General features: G+C 38.5%; 14 protein-coding genes. 10 read left to right on the forward strand and 4 right to left on the reverse strand.

Annotated elements, in window-relative coordinates; translation table 11 throughout:
• Positions 1-30 precede the first annotated feature (30 nt).
• Positions 31-885 (forward strand): M48 family metallopeptidase, encoded by an 855-nt coding sequence (locus A9Y75_RS09705; protein WP_071189343.1) that lies wholly within the window; start codon positions 31-33, stop codon positions 883-885.
• A gap of 66 nt (positions 886-951) precedes the next feature.
• Here the strand turns inward: A9Y75_RS09705 and A9Y75_RS09710 are convergent, their stop codons facing one another.
• On the reverse strand, positions 952-1,713 hold the full coding sequence (locus A9Y75_RS09710; RefSeq protein ID WP_071189344.1) for a metallophosphoesterase family protein: 762 nt from the start codon (positions 1,711-1,713) through the stop codon (positions 952-954).
• Between the two features lie 231 nt (positions 1,714-1,944).
• Here A9Y75_RS09710 and A9Y75_RS09715 point away from each other — a divergent pair, with 231 nt between their 5' ends.
• From A9Y75_RS09715 to A9Y75_RS09725, 3 genes are all read left to right on the forward strand, one after another.
• Complete coding sequence (locus A9Y75_RS09715) at positions 1,945-2,229, forward strand: DUF2470 domain-containing protein (protein WP_071189345.1); 285 nt, start codon at positions 1,945-1,947, stop codon at positions 2,227-2,229.
• A 295-nt stretch (positions 2,230-2,524) separates the two neighbouring features.
• A complete protein-coding gene (locus tag A9Y75_RS09720) occupies positions 2,525-2,842 on the forward strand; it encodes a hypothetical protein (protein WP_071189346.1) in 318 nt (105 codons plus the stop codon).
• Positions 2,843-2,941: 99 nt separating this feature from the next.
• Positions 2,942-4,669 (forward strand): succinate dehydrogenase/fumarate reductase flavoprotein subunit, encoded by a 1,728-nt coding sequence (locus A9Y75_RS09725; RefSeq protein WP_071189347.1) that lies wholly within the window; start codon positions 2,942-2,944, stop codon positions 4,667-4,669.
• 106 nt (positions 4,670-4,775) lie between these two features.
• On the opposite strand, the gene A9Y75_RS09730 is transcribed toward A9Y75_RS09725, so the two are convergent.
• Entirely contained in the window at positions 4,776-5,477 is a 702-nt protein-coding gene (locus A9Y75_RS09730; RefSeq protein WP_071189348.1) for a Uma2 family endonuclease, read from the reverse strand.
• A gap of 143 nt (positions 5,478-5,620) precedes the next feature.
• Positions 5,621-5,932, reverse strand: a complete 312-nt coding sequence (locus A9Y75_RS29055; RefSeq protein WP_201788403.1) for a hypothetical protein — start codon at positions 5,930-5,932, stop codon at positions 5,621-5,623.
• A gap of 205 nt (positions 5,933-6,137) precedes the next feature.
• Between A9Y75_RS29055 and glcD the strand changes: the two genes are divergently transcribed.
• From glcD to A9Y75_RS09755, 4 genes are all read left to right on the forward strand, one after another.
• On the forward strand, positions 6,138-7,619 hold the full coding sequence (gene glcD, locus A9Y75_RS09740; RefSeq protein ID WP_071189350.1) for a glycolate oxidase subunit GlcD: 1,482 nt from the start codon (positions 6,138-6,140) through the stop codon (positions 7,617-7,619).
• 202 nt (positions 7,620-7,821) lie between these two features.
• The gene (locus tag A9Y75_RS09745; RefSeq protein ID WP_071189351.1) at positions 7,822-9,060 is read left to right on the forward strand and encodes a glycoside hydrolase family 10 protein; all 1,239 of its coding nucleotides are present in this window, start codon (positions 7,822-7,824) and stop codon (positions 9,058-9,060) included.
• Positions 9,060-9,641 (forward strand): hypothetical protein, encoded by a 582-nt coding sequence (locus A9Y75_RS09750; protein ID WP_071189353.1) that lies wholly within the window; start codon positions 9,060-9,062, stop codon positions 9,639-9,641. The genes A9Y75_RS09745 and A9Y75_RS09750 overlap by 1 nt, the downstream gene beginning before the upstream one ends.
• A 513-nt stretch (positions 9,642-10,154) precedes the next feature.
• Complete coding sequence (locus A9Y75_RS09755; protein ID WP_071189355.1) at positions 10,155-12,416, forward strand: GAF domain-containing protein; 2,262 nt, start codon at positions 10,155-10,157, stop codon at positions 12,414-12,416.
• 109 nt (positions 12,417-12,525) lie between these two features.
• On the opposite strand, the gene A9Y75_RS09760 is transcribed toward A9Y75_RS09755, so the two are convergent.
• Positions 12,526-13,491, reverse strand: coding sequence for a transposase (locus A9Y75_RS09760; protein ID WP_083389514.1), 966 nt, complete (start codon positions 13,489-13,491; stop codon positions 12,526-12,528).
• A gap of 562 nt (positions 13,492-14,053) precedes the next feature.
• Here A9Y75_RS09760 and A9Y75_RS09765 point away from each other — a divergent pair.
• Both A9Y75_RS09765 and A9Y75_RS09770 read left to right on the forward strand, forming a co-directional pair.
• Complete coding sequence (locus tag A9Y75_RS09765) at positions 14,054-14,995, forward strand: LysR family transcriptional regulator (RefSeq protein ID WP_071189356.1); 942 nt, start codon at positions 14,054-14,056, stop codon at positions 14,993-14,995.
• Positions 14,996-15,206: 211 nt separating this feature from the next.
• Entirely contained in the window at positions 15,207-15,899 is a 693-nt protein-coding gene (locus tag A9Y75_RS09770; protein ID WP_071189358.1) for a glutathione binding-like protein, read from the forward strand.
• The last annotated feature ends 37 nt before the right edge of the window (positions 15,900-15,936 follow it).

Below are 15,936 nucleotides of genomic sequence, written 5' to 3' on the forward strand. Positions count from 1 at the left end.
GTTCTCACACAACGCTATTTTCTGAAGATTATGATTAACTGGAATGGATTTTTGAGAAATTACCGATTATGGCAGCGCCGCTGGTTGTATCCGTTGATTTCCCTAACTGTTGCTCTTAGTCTGTGCTTGAGTACACCCCTTCCCAGCAAAGCTATAGACTTATTACCGCTTCTCTTCCAAGGTGTGCAAATATTTCAGTTATCGAATATATCTGAGCGTCAGGAAGTTGAGCTTGGTAAACAGATGAATGATGAATTGCAGCAGGAAGTTCGACTTTCCCGCAATCAACAGCTTAATCGCTATATAGAGCAAGTTGGTAGACGTTTAGCGGCTAATAGCAGTCGCCCTAATATTCCTTATACTTTTCAAGTAGTTGAAGATGAAGCTGTTAACGCATTTGCCACTGTGGGTGGCTTCGTTTATGTGAATACGGGGCTATTAAAAGTGGCAGATAATGAAGCGGAGTTAGCGAGTGTACTTGGCCATGAAATGGGTCACATTGAAGGTAAGCATTTAGTCAAGCAGATGCGGCAAAGAGCGATCGCTAGTGGTGTAGCTACAGCAGCAGGTTTAAATCGAAATCAAGCAGTAGGTATTGGTGTCGATTTAGCACTCAATCGTCCACGTAGTCGTCAAGATGAATATGATGCTGATAGAAGAGGATTAAGTACCTTAACACGCGCTGGTTATGCCCCCTTAGCGATGGTTTCGTTTATGAAAAAGCTAGAGGGAAAGAGTTCCGTTCCCACGTTTTTGAGTACACACCCTGGCGCACGCGATCGCGTCAAGGTTCTCCAACGTCAAATCAATAACCAACCAAGTAAGGGAAATTATGGCTTGGATAGTACGACTTATAAAGCTAATATCCGAGCCTTTTTACCGTAGAAACACTGTTCCAGCTAGTCAAAAAATACCCCCATATTGTCATTGCTCTCAACCTGGGCTTTCATCTCAGGCTCGTTGCTTGTGACGATGACTAACTTTAACTTTCTTTGGCTCAACTATAGCTACTGCTTTTTCCAAAGGCAGAGTCCGAACGCAGTGGTTAAAGACATTGGCTTGATAAACCAATTTATTGGTAATATCCAGTCCGGTTAACCAACCACTGCGAGGATGATACGCACCGGTATCAATGTCTAGCCAGCCTTTTCCTTGCGCTAATTGACCAGGAGCCACCCCTGGTAAACTGAAGGTGATAGTATGACCGACAATAATTAATTTATCCTGAAAGTAAGGCTGTTGGAGGCTGTGAAATTCATCACGTATCCAACAAAGATCGTCTGCTGTTTGTTCTGATACAGATTTATCGGGATCTACACCTGCATGAGTTAACCAAACATCTCCCAAATCAAGATAGATAGGTAAACTTTGAAACCAATCGATATGTTCTTGGGGAATTTGGGCGGCTTGATAACTATTAATAGTTGCTTGTCCACCACTATACAGCCATGCGTGCATTGTTTGATTAGAGGTATATTTATTACCAAGCACGCTCAGTAACATCTGTTCATGATTACCTAGCAGACAAGAATAGTTATTTTGTTTGACAAAATCTACTACCTGTGAACTTTGAGGTCCGCGATCGATTAAGTCTCCCAAAAAATAGACTTGATCTGTTGATGTGGGAGCAATTCCCGCCAACAGAGTCATTAAACCTTGATAGTAACCATGTACATCGCCAATAATAATTCTTCGTGGACTAATTTCGCTCATCGGCTCTTGCCTTGAATAAATTTACTGGATAGTTTTACTACAGTCTTATTTGTCTGATTTTCCCCTGAAAGGGTCACTAAATACCTGATTAATTACACAATTTATATTGAACAAATATCGTCAGTGACTCAGGAAAATTCTATGAGCCATAATAAAATGGCTATTGTCAATCTCAGCCCAGTATAGCTTAGAATATAGACGATATTTATCTATCTCAGTGGGAGCCGTACAATGTCTGATCAGTTCTCTTCAGAAATTAGCGATCGCATCTGCAAACACATGAATGAGGATCATGCCAATGCTGTTGTAATCTACGCACAGGCTTTTGGAACTGTAAAAAATGCTACAGCAGCCCAGATGCTGGCAATTGATGCTGAGGGTATGGATTTAACCGCACAGGTGAACGGAGAAACAGTACCAGTTCGCATTCAGTTTGATCATGTTTTAACAGATGCGGAAGATGCTCATCAAACCTTGATTGCAATGGTGAAACAAGCACGGGTGAAAGCAGAGTAAGGGACTTGCAAATAAAAAAATACCCAATCGCTTTTAGGGCAGGGAGCAGGGGGCAGGGAGCAGGGGGCAGAAAGCAGGGAGATGAAAAGTAATTTTGATTCGGTAAAATTGGATAATTTATTTTTTGGAGTTCCCTAAAAACAGCCTCAAATACTCTAATTTTTTGGCTTTTTTGGATCATTAACAACTACATTGTTAAGTGATATTACAAACCTTGGCAAAATATTGAGAAATTGACCGCTAGTCAAACATAGCTTTAAGGTAGAACCTATAGGATAAAATTGAGGCAAATAAGATGAATAAAAATAATATTCAAAACTATCGGTTTGTCTGCACCTTGACTTTTGGTGATATTTACGGTCAAATCATTGTTTGGTTAATCACAATTACTATCAGTTTAGCCTCAGCGTTGGCGCTGATGGGTGCGAGAAGACCAGTGTATGCTTTAGCGACAGTCGGATTAGTAGTTTTTCTGACACTGCCTTTCTTGCTGTTTGCCTTTGTGACGACATTGTTAAATCATATTGAATTAATTGCTATAGAACCGGGAACAAAGACTGAACCTATACCCGGTAATATTTCTCAGCAACAACCTGTACAAGCAACTAGTTGATAAATTGGTAGGGGCGTATTGCAATACGCCCCTACAGATAACTTAAGATAACATCCCTGTCTAGAGGCAGGGTATTTTTTTGCAATGTGAGTTAAATTTATGTTAGAGCATGATGTAATTATTGTTGGTGGTGGTTTGGCGGGATGTCGGGCTGCGCTAGAAATTGCCCGCACTGACCCTAGTTTAAATGTGGCAGTAGTTGCCAAAACCCATCCGATTCGTTCTCATTCAGTTGCTGCTCAAGGTGGTATGGCGGCATCTTTGAAAAATGTTGACCCAGAAGATAGTTGGGAAGCACACGCTTTTGATACTGTCAAGGGTTCTGATTATTTGGCAGACCAAGACGCTGTAGCTATTCTCACCCAAGAAGCGCCCAATGTGGTGATTGATTTAGAACACATGGGAGTTTTGTTTTCGCGTCTTGCTGATGGTAAAATTGCTCAACGGGCTTTTGGTGGACATTCCCACAACCGCACTTGTTACGCTGCTGATAAAACTGGTCATGCAATTCTGCACGAGTTGGTGAATAATTTACGGCGTTATGGTGTGCAGATTTACGAAGAATGGTATGTAATGCGCCTGATTTTAGAAGATGGTCAGGCTAAAGGTTTGGTGATGTTTCACCTGTTGGATGGGCAAATTGAGGTGGTGCGGGCAAAGGCGGTGATGTTTGCGACGGGGGGATATGGTCGCGTTTATAACACTACTTCTAATGATTATGCTTCGACTGGTGACGGTTTAGCAATGACTGCGATCGCTGGTTTGCCTTTAGAAGATATGGAATTTGTACAGTTTCATCCCACCGGTTTATATCCTGTAGGAGTGCTGATTTCCGAGGCTGTGCGCGGGGAAGGGGCGTATTTGATTAATGCTGATGGCGATCGCTTTATGGCTAATTATGCCCCTAGTAGAATGGAATTGGCTCCTCGTGATATTACCTCAAGAGCGATCGCTTATGAAATTCGTGCTGGACGGGGTGTAAATTCTGATGGTAGCCCAGGTGGTAAATTTGTCTACCTTGATTTGCGTCATCTGGGTAAAGAAAAAATCATGAGTCGCGTTCCCTTCTGTTGGGAAGAAGCCCATCGTTTGGTAGGTGTAGATGCAGTCACTCAACCCATGCCAGTACGTCCCACAATCCATTATTGCATGGGTGGTATACCAGTGAACACAGATGGACAAGTCCGCAGCAGTGCAGATGACTTAGTAGAAGGCTTTTTTGCTGCTGGGGAAACCTCTTGCGTTTCCGTTCATGGTGCAAACCGTCTCGGTAGTAATTCGCTATTAGAATGTGTAGTTTATGGCAAACGCACAGGGGCAAGTATAGCCAGATATGTGCAGAACCGCAAATTACCAAATGTAAATGAGCAACATTATATTACCGAAGCAAAACAACAAATTCAATCTTTACTAGAACAACCAGGAAAATATCGTATTAACCAAATTCGTCAAGAATTTCAAGACACAATGACGCAATATTGTGGAGTTTTTAGAACAGAAGAATTAATGCAAAAAGGTTTGGAGAAACTTGAAGCATTACAACAACAATATCCACAGATTTATTTAGATGATAAAGGCACTTGTTGGAATACTGAATTAGTAGAAGCTTTAGAATTGCAGAGTTTAATGGTAGTAGGACAGACAATTTTAGCATCAGCTTTAAATCGTCAAGAAAGTCGCGGCGCACATTTTCGAGAAGATTTCCCAAATAGAGATGATAGTCAATTTCTGCAACACACAATGGCTTATTATTCACCTGCGGGAATTGATATTCAATATCGTCCGGTAATGATTAATATGTTTGAGCCAAAGGAGAGGAAGTATTAGAATTTGAATAAATGTCTGATATGGCTAGGCTATCAGACATTTATTTTCATTTACGGGTAATTTGTTGTGTTGCGCTGTTGCTTAAACCAACCTACATTTTTACATTTTAAATTGTGTCTGGATCAATATTTAATTCTCTCAATTTTGCAGCTAACCGTTCTGCTTTTCTTGCTTCTTCTTCTGCTCTTTCAGTTTGTATTTCTGCGGTTTCTTCAGGTGTGGGAACTAATTTTTCTTCTGGTGTAAAATACCGCAATAAACCCTCATGAATTCCTAAATATAACCCTAACTGCTTACTCCACAAATGTCCTTTTTCATTTGCTTCTAGAGGTTGATATTCTCCATCTACTAAATGAAAACCTGCAAATTCTAATGTATAAGGATCGAACCAAAAATAATCTGGTGTGCGGAAAGTATTTTGATAAAGTTCTTTTTTAAATTCTCTATCTGTATTAGCTGTAGTTGGTGAAAGAATTTCTAAAATGAAATTCGGATATTTACCGTCTTCTTCCCAAACTACCCAACTTTTGCGAGTTTTGCGTTCAGTTCCTAAAACTACAAAGAAATCTGGACCCCGGAAATATTCTGATTTTTTTTGGTTAGGACTATAGTAAATGCTGAGATTTCCAGCAGCGTAAAAATCATTTCTATCTTTCCACAGCCATTTGATACATTTGATTAAGAGCATAATTTGCTCTAGATGCAGTTCTGTTTCCACGGGAGGTTCGTCACTATATAAATCACCTGGAGGAAAAATTACATCTTGGGAGATGTTTTGTTGAGCTTCTAATTCTTGAGCAATGATCATAAAATTGATATAGCATCAAGTAGTTATTTGTTTATTATAGCATTTTGTCTGATAGCGTAGCCACGCTACGCTATCAGACAAAAGATATTTAATCTCTTCATCCTGTAAATCCTTAAATCCTGTAAATCCTGATTCAGACATTTTCACGGCTTAATTAAAGATTCCTCAGACTGACGATATTTAGCAATTAACTTACGTTGTTTTAGGGGTGAATAAAGCAGCATAGAAAGTGCAGGTAAACTTGTTCCAGTTAGTGCTAATAAAATAAATGGATTCAGAAAGCCTATTATTATTCCTGCTCCTACACTAGCTCCAAATCCTAGAATGAGTCGCACCTGCATAATTACCTCTTCTTGCCCTGTATTAATATTTGTTACTAACCAGGTAATCCTACCACCTTCTCGGTTACGTCCTAGTTCTCTAATAACGTGATAGCCGTGTTCGTGGAAATCCATATTTAGACAGAGGTAAGTGTGATATTTGAGTTTTATTTTAATACCGTAGCATAAGAGAAGAGGTAGAACAAAAAAACTAATGGTTATATATGTATCAAAAACCCTCCTCTTCTTTGCGTCTCTGCGTGAGAAAAAAACAACTTCCATAACCACACAAATAGCCTTAAAGTAAAGATAAACATCTACCACCAATAAACAAAACCCTATGCTTACCCAAGATAAAGAACAAGATAAAAAACAAATCAACTGGAAACCCATCATCAAAAAATTCATCGCTGTCCTGGGTGAAAAAGGAGTAGTAAAACGCCGAGAAGAACTCCTCACTTATGAATGCGACGGCTTAACCAGCTATCGCCAAACACCCCCAGTTGCAGTTTTACCACGCACCACAGAACAAGTAGCCGCAATCGTCAAAATTTGTAATCAATACTCCGTCCCCTTCATTGCACGAGGTTCAGGAACTGGTTTATCTGGTGGCGCTTTACCATCAGAAGATTCGGTTTTAATTGTTACTTCCTTAATGCGGCAAATTATTAAAATTGATTTAGAAAATCAACGTGCAGTTGTTCAACCAGGAGTCATTAATAGCTGGGTGACACAAGCCGTTAGCGGTGCTGGATTTTATTATGCACCAGATCCTTCAAGCCAAATTATCTGCTCAATTGGTGGCAATATTGCCGAAAATTCAGGTGGAGTACATTGTTTAAAATATGGTGTCACCACTAACCACGTTTTGGGTTTAAAACTTGTGCTTCCTGACGGTTCAATTGTTGATGTTGGTGGACAAATTCCCGAAATACCAGGTTATGATTTAACAGGTGTATTTGTCGGTTCAGAAGGAACTTTAGGAATTGCGACAGAAATCACTTTGCGAATTCTCAAAAGTGCAGAATCAATTTGTGTGCTTTTAGCAGATTTTACCAGTGTTGAAGATGCAGCCGCAACTGTATCTGATATCATCAGCGCGGGAATTATTCCTGGTGGGATGGAAATGATGGATAATATTAGTATTAATGCAGTAGAAGATGTTGTTGCTACAAATTGTTATCCTCGTGATGCCACGGCAATTTTATTAGTAGAAATTGATGGTTTAGAAATTGAAGTTGATGTCAATAAAAAGCGAGTAGCTGAAATTTGTAAAAAGAATAGGGCGCGAAATATCACGACTGCAAATGATCCAGAAACGAGATTAAAATTGTGGAAAGGAAGAAAAGCCGCTTTTGCTGCTGCTGGAAATTTAAGCCCTGATTATTATGTACAAGATGGGGTAATTCCTCGGACTCAATTACCTTATGTATTAAATGAAATTGAGGCTTTAAGTCAAAAATATGGTTATCCAATTGCTAATGTGTTTCATGCTGGAGATGGTAATTTACATCCTTTGATTTTATTTGATAATTCTGTACATGGTGCATTAGAAAAAGTTGAAGAATTAGGTGGAGAAATTCTGAGATTGTGTGTGAAAGTCGGTGGTAGCATTTCTGGTGAACATGGTATTGGTGCTGATAAAAAATGTTATATGCCAGATATGTTTAGTGACGCTGATTTAGAAACTATGCAATGGGTAAGACAGGTTTTTAATCCTCAAGGTTTAGCAAATCCTGGGAAGATTTTTCCCACTCCTCGCACTTGTGGAGAAGCAGCAAAAGCTTCAATTCAGCAATTTCCGGGAGTGGAGAAATTTTAATTAGCAAGCAAAGTATAAGTTAATACTATTTGTTTACAAACACAATATCCCCGACTTCTTCAAGAAGTCGGGGATATGCACCTTTAAATCTACAATTTTTTTATTATTTTATCAACAAATCTTGATATCATTACATAATCCTGATAAATATAAGTTGATTTTGTAGTTATATATAGAGGATAAAACTAAGTCTAGTTTCCCAATGAATAGGGTGTTACGCCGTTGTTTTTTATTATTCCTATGTTTAGGATTTGTATTCAGTTTAACCGTATTGCCAATTTCTTCAACTTTGGGTTCTCCTGAAAAAACAAGTCTTGTCACTACAGAAATTCGTGGCGTTTGGTTGACTAATGTTGCTAGTGGTGTACTTTTTGTTCCTTGGGGTATTAACCGCGCTATCAATCAATTAGCAGCACTCAATTTTAATACAATTTATCCCGTAGTTTGGAATCGAGGTTACACTTTCTATAAAAGTGATGTTGCTAAAAGTATAACGGGTGAAGATGTTCAACCTTTTCTCAATTTTGTGCATGGGGGAAATGACGTTTTAGCTAAGTTGGTAAGGTTGGCAAAAAATCAAAATTTGAGTGTGATTCCTTGGTTTGAATATGGGTTAATGACTCCACCTAATTCTAAATTAGCAAAGTTACATCCGGAATGGTTGACAATTGGACAACAAGGCATAAATTCTGTTGATGAAAATCTACCGGAAGAAATAGATAATGGCACGTTTAATCGACAAGCTTGGCTAAATCCTCTGCACCCACAAGTACAGAAGTTTCTCAAAAGTTTAATTTTGGAAGTTGTTAAAAATTACGATGTAGATGGAATTCAAGTTGATGATCATTTTGGAATGCCTGTACAATTTGGTTATGATTATTTCACTATTAAACTTTATCAAAAAGAACATTTAGGTAAAAGTCCACCTAGCAATCCTTTTGATGCAGAATGGATGCGCTGGAGAGCAAATAAAATTACTGATTTCATGTTCCAAATCAATAAAGAGGTAAAAGCAATTAAGCCTCATGCGAAAATATCTCTTTCTCCAAACTCACAGTATTTTGCCTATAAATACTATTTACAAGATTGGGAAAATTGGGTAAATAAAGGTTTTGTAGATGAATTGATTTTGCAGGTATATCGAGATGATAAGAATTCTTTTATTGCCGAAATTGAAAAACCTGCGGTACAATCAGCTTTGACGAAGATTCCTGTAAGTATTGGCATATCAACAGGAACTTTAATCAATCCTGTGGAGATTAATCGCATTAAAGAAAAAGTCCAAATTGTGCGGGAACACAATTTCTTTGGCTTCTCTTTTTTCTATTGGGAAAGTTTGTGGGGTTACATTTCTCCCGAATCACCTCAAAAGCGGAGAAATGCTTTTTTGGAAATGTTTTATAACAAAGCTGTCAAACCTTTAAACCTGAAAAAAGTGTGATGCAATTAGCATTTAAAAAACCTAAATATAGTATTTTGAGTTTTACATCTTTGTGGATTTTTGCCACTTTGGGTGGTTTTTTATTAAGTTTGCTGTGGATTGAAATTGGTGAAAAGTCGGATATTGGTTTGCTAGAAGCAGGTATAGGTGGATTAGCGATCGCACTCCCCCAATCTTATATACTCAGACATAGAATCTTTCCCCTGGGCTGGATATTATCCACCATTTTCAGTTGGGTGCTAATTGCGGCTATTGGTGTCGGTGCGGTAGGTTGGTGTGTACCCTCAAGTGAATTTTTCCCTCTGAGAATTTTCTTAGGGATTATTTCCGGAAGTATAGGCGGTTTAGTCATTGGTCTGGCACAATGGTGGATAGCAATGCCTCAATCAGTTCCTTGGGTATGGTGTTGGATGTTTGTGAGTTCCGCAAGTTGGGCTGTTGCTGTTTCCACTGGTTCGGCTGTAGGGCTATTTCTGCACCGTCTCACACAGTTATTTTTAGGTGAAGTTGTCGGTTTAGCTATTACCTGGTTGATTGTGGGAGTCTTGACAGGAATTAGCGCTTATAAATTGCTTAAATAACTTTTAACCGCTCATGAGGAGATATTTCCACGAAAACATCTTGACGATAATGTAAAGATTTGTTAAAATTATGGAATTTACCTAAGTCTGTAACTCAGTATATGCAATAATAACAAAGCATAACTAAAAATACTTTCAGTATCATTCCCCGAAAATACAAATGTATTTTTGCCTGCAAACATCAGGAATGCTTGAGTTTACGCCTATTCACTGGGTGGGCTTAATTAAATATAATATCTCTTTGCAAACCTCTCCCCGACTACAAAGGGAGAGGATTTTAGTCTCCCCTTCTCTATTAGGGAAGGGGTTGGGGGTGAGGTCAGTATTTGTGTTTAATTACACTATTTTATGTAGCTTAAGCCAATTTTGGATTAGAAGTAAACAAAGATATATATCCATGAACAAAATCTGAACAATACTTAGCTTTAGGCGCTAAGGGAAATTTGTTATCAGCATTAATATGTAAGAGAGAGCGCCTAGATCGAGTCAGCAGTCCAAAATAGAGGCTCTCCCATGAAAATCAATCCAGTTGAATCGATCCCAAATTTGACAAACCCAGCACCACCGCAGATTTTTTTCGGCACAGAAGCAGATAAAAAAAGTAGTAGTGAGCAATTTTTACTCAGTATGTACGATTCTGTGCAGACATCTATATTTATTGTCGATGTTCTGGAAGACGGGGATTTTCGCTATCTAGCACTTAATCCTACCCATGAACGGTGGCTTGGTATTCGCTCTGAAGAACTCCGGGGTAAACAACCAGAGGATATTCTCTCTCCCGTTGATGCTGCTAGTGTACGTCAGCGTTATGCTGATTGTGTGCGTTTTGGGAAAACGATTTCCTATGAACAATGTTTACAATTTCAGGGAATATTCACTTGGTGGAGTACAACTTTAACGCCATTGCGAGATGCTGACTCTAGAATTTATAGACTGATTGGCACTAGTAGCAATATTACTCCCTCAAAGCTGGCAGAACAAGCGGGAAAAATAGAAGCAGAAAGGGAACGGTTATTAGCATCAACAACGCTAAGAATTCGCCAATGTCAAGACTTAGAAACGATTCTCCAGCAGACAGTTAAAGAAATTCGGCATTTATTAGAGAGCGATCGCATTTTAATTTATCGCTTTGAGCCGGATAATGGGGGGATAATCTTGGCCGAATCCTCCATTACCGCTGGTGATTTCCTCCTCGGACGAAAAATCAAAGATCCCTGTTTTGATGCCAAACATCGAGAACGTTACAGACGTGGTTGTATTCACGTGGTTGAAGATATTTATGCCACAGGTTTGCATCCTTGTCAACGAGATTTTCTGGCTTCCATGCAGGTGCAAGCTAATCTAGTTGTACCGATTTTATTAAAACAGAATTTGTGGGGACTTTTGATTGCTCAACATTGCCGAGAAAAGCGACAATGGCAACAAGCAGAAATTGATTTATTCAAACAAATAGCTATTCAACTCGGTATTGCTGCCCAGCAAGCAGAACTACAAAAACAAGTACAATATCTGCAAGAACAACTAGAATTACAAAAACAACAGCATACATCCCAGTTAAATCAAGCGCAGAATTTTCAAGCACTAGTGAGAAGGATTACTGAACAAATCCGTGATAGTGTGGATGCTCAGGAAGTTCTCCAAACAGCAGTTCAAGAATTAGCGCAATTATTGCAACTGGAACGATGTCAAATCGAACTTTATAACTCTTACCAAACTTCAGCCACAGTCACCTGTGAATATAGTACTAGTTCACCGCATTGTCAGGGATTAATTAGAGATATTGCCGACTTTCCCGAAGTATATCAGCCACTTTTGCAAAAACAAACTTTGCAATCTGTGGAAATTCTGCCCGGAAACTATATACAAGTACAAGTTGTCTCCCAACTAGCTTGTCCAATTTTTGATTCTCAGGGAATTTTAGGCAATATTTGGTTAATTAAACCAACAGAGGAGATATTTGAGCAATTGGAGATATCCTTAGTACAGGAGATAGCTAATGAATGTGCGATCGCAATTCGCCAATCTCAACTACAGGAAAAAACCAAAGCACAGGTAAAAGAACTAGAAAAACGGGAACGTCACAAAAACGAATTCCTGAAAACTCTTTCCCAAGAACTTCGCACACCCGTAACTAGTATTAGTCTTGCTGCTCAAACTCTAGAAAGTCTGCTGACTCCAAGTGGTATTCTCGATCTAGAATTAGTCCCGCAACTTTTACAGATTTTACATTATGAGTGCGGACGTGAAACCAAATTAATTAACGATTTGCTTACCCTCACCTATCTCAAAATTGAACCCGAACCGCCGACATTAATCGCCATTGACTTACAAACCTGGCTAACTCCCATTGTCGAGTCTTTTCGGGATGTTGCCAATTGTCAAAAACAAAACTTAAACTTAAATATTGCCACAAAACTTCCGCCTTTAGAAACCGATATCACCGATTTTGAGCGAATTATCACCCAATTGCTTAACCAAGCTTGTAAATACACTCCCGCAGGTGACTCAATCACCGTTTCTGCTGAATTGATTGCAGACACAGTAGAGCTAAAAGTTAGCCATTCCGGTGTAGAGATTCCCAGTCATGAACTAGCAAGGGTTTTTCAGCCATTTTATCGCTTTACTAACAATGCTCCCTGGAAATCTAGCGATTCTGGACTAGAACTGGCTTTGGTGAAAGCAATGGTTAAACGTTTAAGCGGTTCAATTCATGTCCAAAGTGCCGATCATCAAATCACTTTCACAATTAGATTCAGTAATATCTCCTCTGTCTGATGCATGAATTCGTCTGCAATCCGTTTTGGCTCAAAGTCTCGCTATTCTAATTTGGGCTTTTCTATAATTATAGGACTTACGCATTGACAAAAAATATCATCTATGTAGTCTAGATAATGGCATCCTTGCGAAGGTTGGCAAAAATATGCTCACGGACAACAGAAGTAAACAGATTCCTTTGTACTTCATACCAATTGCTAATTATATTTTCAGAGCGCATAAACTCCAATTTCACAAAAGCTTGAAGTGAACAAAATATATGAGTTTTGATTGCACAGGTATCTCTAACCATGAACCGACAAATTCCACATACTTGTTTTATGGCTCGATGAAATGTTTCAATACCCCAATGGGTATCATGAATTGTGATAAAGGTACTTCTGGTTATGTCTTTGATTTTCTCCTCATCTAGTAGATATAAAATATAATGTCTAGAGTCTTCCTTTTTAAAGTCTTTCCTAAACAATTTTATAAATCCAAATTCTTTCAGATGAGTCCTTAATCCTTCTTGGGGAATAGCCAGAGTGCTTACTTGACAATACTTGTGTGGCTCATTTGAAACAGTTCTATTTTTTTCAATTCCGAATAGGAAACCCAATTTCTGGTTTTTTAGAAATTTCAAGTTTTCTACTCCAGAATACCAACTATCTCCTGTTACCATTCTGGGTTTGACTCCCCAGCTTATTATTTCAATTACCATTTCTCTAAAATAATCGTTTTTTGTTTTTCCCTCCTTTTTATCATATATTCTATAATTTATTGGTACTGAATTACCATTAATATCACTGTAATATAGACTAATTAAATTTAAGCCAATAATAGTTTTATGGGCTTTCCCTGACCAAAAATAACTGATTAATTCCGCATTTTTAGGGTCGCTGTAAATCTTTTCTATGACTGTATCGTCTACACTTAATATCCCTCCTTCCAGATTGATAATTTTCTCTATTATGCTGAATAAATCTTTGGGTTCGTATCTCTCTCTCAATAAAAAGCGGTTTACACTATCATGTGAAACATCTCCCAATATCTCCGCTAACCTACTGCACCCTCCATACTTTGGCTCTGACAGCAAAAATAAGGTGTAGATGTCTAGATTGCATTGTGCTGTCGAGGGTTTAGTAATTTCTCTCATTCTCTCATACCCATTACTCGACGACTCTTATTTATCAATGCACTATTTTGTTATTCTGTCAATGCGTAAGTCCTAAATTATTTGATAGCGAAAGCATAGTCGCTCCAATTAAAAATTAAAAATTATTAATTAAAAATTGCAATCAGTGGGGGCTTGCACCCAAAATTAATTAATTAAAAATTATTATTAATCTTAAATTTTTAATTTTTAACTTTTAACTTTTAATTAAAAAAAGGTCATCTGTGGTGGTAGTCGTTACAGCGATTTTCGGGTAAATGAACCACATTTTATATCTCACGTTATATCTCACGCATTAGCGAAGCGAAGTATGAATTAGGTTAGTGTAATCTCGCTTTTATACAAAACGCTCTGCGATCTCGTAGAGTAGATGCAAAGGAAGAAAGGAATAGAAAAATTAGCGTGTGGTACAAATACATGAAAACTGCTGTAAATTAGTGAAAGTAATAAATTTATACTCAGGTTATATTCAGGCTAGATAAAAATGCGTCTAGAGCAGTTGCAAGCCTTTTTAGCGATCGCTCAAAGTGGTAGCTTTCAACAAGCAGCAAAACAATGTGGTGTGACTCAATCAACTATTAGTAGGCAAATTCAGGGATTAGAAGCAGATTTAGGAGTAGAACTATTTCATAGAAGCACCAATGCTAAATTGACTTTAGGAGGTGAAATTTTACTTCCCCGTGTCCGCAAAATTTGCCAAGAATGGGAATCCGCTACACAAGAATTAACGGATTTAATGGGGGGAAAGCAGCCAGAACTATGTATTGCAGCAATTCATTCTGTCTGTGCTTCTTATTTACCGCCAGTATTACAAAAATTTTGCCGTGATTATCCTGATGTACAATTACGAGTAACATCATTAGGAAGCGATCGCTCTCTCAAAGTTCTCAAAGATGGTTTAGTAGATTTAGCAATTGTCATGCACAATCGCTTTTTAATCTCTAGCAAAGAAATGGCCGTAGAAGTCCTATATGATGAACCGATAGAAGTCCTCACCGCAGCAAATCATCCCCTCGCTGGTTATGAATCTATCCCTTGGTTGGAGTTAATTCGTTATCCGCAAGTAGTATTTAAAGATGGTTATGGGATGCAGCGTCTAATTCAAGATCGATTTGAACAGATGGAAGCTAAACTCCATGCAGCTTTGGAAGTAAACACTTTAGATGCTTTTCGGGGAGTAGTTCGTCAAGGAGAAGTGATTGCTTTACTTCCCCATTCAGCATTAATAGAAGCTAAATATGATCCGACTCTGGCAGTTCGTCCCCTAGCCAATAATAGTAATTTAGCTGATAATTCTAGTTTGACTCGTCGCGTAGTTATGGTAACAACTCAAGACCGTCTTCAGATTCCCCCTATTCAACATTTTTGGCAACTTGTCAAGGATAATATTCATTTACAAATTAACCAACAACGTTCTGTTTCTTAATTTGCGAGTTGGAAAAAATTCTTCATCTGACTACTTTATCTACTAGGAAATACATCTATAGGACTCCTATTTGATTATTGATAGCTTGCGTGGCGTAGCCATACAAAACTCCGTACATCCAAATCCTCTAAAACTCTATTCCCTATTCCCTATTCCCTATTCCCTATTCCCTGCCTCCACGACAAATTCATAACTCAAATCGGATCGCTATATGATTGACCTTTACTATTGGACTACGCCCAACGGCCATAAAATTACAATATTTCTGGAGGAAGTTGGACTTCCCTATAACATCATTCCTGTAAATATTGGTGCAGGAGATCAGTTTAAACCAGAGTTTTTGAAGATTTCTCCTAATAATCGCATTCCTGCAATTATTGATCACCAACCTGTTGATGGTGGTGAGCCTATTTCTATTTTTGAATCTGGAGCAATTCTAGAGTATTTGGCACAAAAAACTGGCAAGTTAATGCCCACAGATATTCGCGGTCGTGTAGAGGTTCTCCAATGGCTGTTTTGGCAGATGGGGGGATTGGGACCAATGGCAGGTCAAAACCATCATTTTAGCCAATATGCCCCTGAAAAAATTGATTACGCCATTAATCGCTATGTCAATGAAACAGGACGATTATACGCTGTTTTAAATAAACGATTGAGCGATCGCAAATTTATTGCTGGGGATTATTCCATTGCTGATATTGCCAGCTATCCCTGGATTGTACCCTACGAACGACAAAGCCAAAAGCTAGAAGATTTTCCTCACCTACAACGCTGGTTTGAAGAGATTAAAGCCCGTCCAGCAACTATTCGAGCTTTTGAAAAAGCCGAAGCTTTCAAAAATCAGCAAATCAGTCCCGAACAATCACGAGATTTGTTATTTAATCAGTCTGCCAAAACTGTTTAAGTAGGAATTTACATCTTTCTCAGGTAAGGAATATCAA

The organism is Trichormus sp. NMC-1, assembly GCF_001858025.1.
In the GTDB taxonomy this organism is placed as follows: Bacteria; Cyanobacteriota; Cyanobacteriia; order Cyanobacteriales; family Nostocaceae; genus Anabaena.

Excerpts from the sequence above, each read along its gene's own strand:
- A9Y75_RS09725 (WP_071189347.1), top strand. The coding sequence starts at position 2,942 with ATGTTAGAGCATGATGTAATTATTGTTGGTGGTGGTTTGGCGGGATGT.
- A9Y75_RS09705 (WP_071189343.1), top strand. The coding sequence starts at position 31 with ATGATTAACTGGAATGGATTTTTGAGAAATTACCGATTATGGCAGCGC.
- A9Y75_RS09730 (WP_071189348.1), bottom strand. The coding sequence starts at position 5,477 with ATGATCATTGCTCAAGAATTAGAAGCTCAACAAAACATCTCCCAAGAT.
- A9Y75_RS09750 (WP_071189353.1), top strand. The coding sequence starts at position 9,060 with ATGCAATTAGCATTTAAAAAACCTAAATATAGTATTTTGAGTTTTACA.
- A9Y75_RS09755 (WP_071189355.1), top strand. The coding sequence starts at position 10,155 with ATGAAAATCAATCCAGTTGAATCGATCCCAAATTTGACAAACCCAGCA.
- A9Y75_RS09715 (WP_071189345.1), top strand. The coding sequence starts at position 1,945 with ATGTCTGATCAGTTCTCTTCAGAAATTAGCGATCGCATCTGCAAACAC.
- A9Y75_RS09745 (WP_071189351.1), top strand. The coding sequence starts at position 7,822 with ATGAATAGGGTGTTACGCCGTTGTTTTTTATTATTCCTATGTTTAGGA.
- A9Y75_RS09765 (WP_071189356.1), top strand. The coding sequence starts at position 14,054 with ATGCGTCTAGAGCAGTTGCAAGCCTTTTTAGCGATCGCTCAAAGTGGT.
- A9Y75_RS09770 (WP_071189358.1), top strand. The coding sequence starts at position 15,207 with ATGATTGACCTTTACTATTGGACTACGCCCAACGGCCATAAAATTACA.
- A9Y75_RS29055 (WP_201788403.1), bottom strand. The coding sequence starts at position 5,932 with ATGGATTTCCACGAACACGGCTATCACGTTATTAGAGAACTAGGACGT.
- A9Y75_RS09710 (WP_071189344.1), bottom strand. The coding sequence starts at position 1,713 with ATGAGCGAAATTAGTCCACGAAGAATTATTATTGGCGATGTACATGGT.
- A9Y75_RS09720 (WP_071189346.1), top strand. The coding sequence starts at position 2,525 with ATGAATAAAAATAATATTCAAAACTATCGGTTTGTCTGCACCTTGACT.
- glcD (WP_071189350.1), top strand. The coding sequence starts at position 6,138 with ATGCTTACCCAAGATAAAGAACAAGATAAAAAACAAATCAACTGGAAA.